Below are 1,901 nucleotides of genomic sequence, written 5' to 3'. Positions count from 1 at the left end.
AGTTAACTGTTTATATTCCATTTGTTCTGCTGTTTGGTCAGCTTTTTCTTTTCCTAAAAGTCTGCCAACAACGTACAAAGACATATCAATTCCTGCTGAGATTCCTCCCGAAGTAATGATTTTGCCATTATCCACAAATCGGCGATCTTTCACAACAGTTGTATTCGGAGCAATTTCTATTAATAAATCAAAGGCTCGATGATGGGTTGTCGCTTCTAAACCTTCTAATAAACTTGCCTTTGCTAAAAGTAACGAACCTGTGCAGACAGAAAGCACTAATTCTGCTGTTTCTGCACAAGATTTTATCCAATCAATTATAGGCTGATGATTCATTAAAATGCGAGTCCCTATCCCTCCGGGTACAATTAAAATATCCGGTTTTGGACAATTTAATATGGTATAATCGGGATTAACGCTCAGGCCATTGCGAGCTGAGATAGCAGTGGATTTTTCGGCAACTGTATAAACCTCAAAAGGTTCGTAGTTATTTAATTCTGAGGTGACAGAAAATACTTCAAAAGGCCCGGCGAAGTCAAGCACTTCCGCATTATCAAAGATAAAAATTGCTACTTTCTTAGTTGTCATAAAATTAGCTTAATTACATACCTCTGATAGAGACACAAAATCTGAAACAGTTGTTAGCCTAGAAAATGCAGCCGCTACAACTGTAAAGCCATGCTCCAAATCATACCCGATCGCATCAAAAAAATAGTAATTCTAGTAATTCTCTGTATTGGTGTATTTTTAGGTATAATTACCTTACCAATTTTTACACCCGCCCAAGGCTCGTATCAACTCGAATACCGTATTACTCAATTGGAAAGTCAAATTTCCGATCTCAGGGGACAAATCAATAGGTTAGAGTCTCAATCTTCTGGATTTAACCGATCGCAACCGCCAACAAGTCCCGGTACAACTAGAACAAGTCCCAGAATGCGATCGGCAGACCCCATGTTTGACAATTTAGCAACTATGGTGATCGAAATTAAGCAAGACCTAATCAAAATGCAACAGCGACTATCCCAGCTAGAGTCGTCAACAACCCAGCCCAGCGATCGCTAAGCAAAACAGCCCTTGCCCAACCCTTTTCCGTCAGGGTGGCGGAGGGGTTGGGACTGAGGGCTAAAATTCCGTGCAAGGATCGGATTGGCAGCAACTATTGAATAACGTGGAAATAATATGCTGCCATTAACAAGTTGAGACCGAAAAGTAGCAGGAACCAAGCAGCCCGGAAAGTGTAAGGGGGCTTGCCAGTTTTCATCACGGAGTCAGAGTTGAGTTGGTTATTGGATATCTCTGCCATAGGTTAAAGCTCCTAATTAATTCAGACGTATCTGTATCTAGAAATACCAGAGAGCGTTACCTATTTGCACTATTCGCAAGAGTTATTTTCAAGACTTACGGACGATTTACGTAACACCGCCATCCTGGGGTTTTAATCGCTTTCTCCCGCGTGGTAAGAACTACGAACGAGGGGGCCAGATCGAACATGAGAAAAGCCCATTTCCCGTGCGATCGCGCCCAAACGCTCAAATTCCGCCGGTGTCCAGTATTTTTGTACTGGCAAGTGTTCCAGAGAAGGGCGCATATATTGACCCAGAGTTAGGCGATCGCACCCCACCCCCCGCAAATCCTCCAAAGCCTCCACCACCTCCGCTTCCGTTTCCCCATGTCCCAGCATTAAGCCCGATTTTGTAGGAATATGAGCATCAATTTCCTTAACAATCCGTAGAACATCAAGAGAGCGATCGTACTTCGCCCCCCGCCGCACAGGCCCTTGCAGTCGCCGCACAGTCTCAACATTATGGTTATAACAGGCAGGCTTAGCCGCCACAACTATAGCAATTCGCCGCCATTGGGGAGTGGTGAGATGGGGAGCTCTTGAGCCGGGGGGCAAAGAA

4 protein-coding genes are annotated in these 1,901 nt (G+C 44.2%); 1 reads left to right on the top strand and 3 read right to left on the bottom strand.

All coding sequences use genetic code 11. The features are described 5' to 3' along the window. On the bottom strand, positions 1–585 hold a 585-nt coding region (locus OSCI_RS02180; protein ID WP_039961571.1), incomplete at its 3' end, for a DJ-1/PfpI family protein. A gap of 90 nt (positions 586–675) precedes the next feature. Here OSCI_RS02180 and OSCI_RS02175 point away from each other — a divergent pair. Continuing rightward, positions 676–1,062 (top strand): hypothetical protein, encoded by a 387-nt coding sequence (locus OSCI_RS02175; protein WP_007353213.1) that lies wholly within the window; start codon positions 676–678, stop codon positions 1,060–1,062. A 94-nt stretch (positions 1,063–1,156) separates the two neighbouring features. Here the strand turns inward: OSCI_RS02175 and psaX are convergent, their stop codons facing one another. Continuing rightward, complete coding sequence (gene psaX / locus OSCI_RS02170; RefSeq protein WP_019486856.1) at positions 1,157–1,303, bottom strand: photosystem I protein PsaX; 147 nt, start codon at positions 1,301–1,303, stop codon at positions 1,157–1,159. A 132-nt stretch (positions 1,304–1,435) separates the two neighbouring features. Beyond that, the coding region (locus OSCI_RS02165; RefSeq protein WP_157135538.1) for a lipoyl synthase at positions 1,436–1,901 on the bottom strand (466 nt) is incomplete at its 5' end.

Origin of the sequence: Kamptonema sp. PCC 6506 (assembly GCF_000180455.1) — a bacterium.
In the GTDB taxonomy this organism is placed as follows: Bacteria; Cyanobacteriota; Cyanobacteriia; order Cyanobacteriales; family Microcoleaceae; genus Kamptonema; species Kamptonema formosum.
The sequence above is the reverse complement of the archived record's forward strand: the minus strand, read 5'-3'. Positions and strand labels throughout refer to the sequence as shown.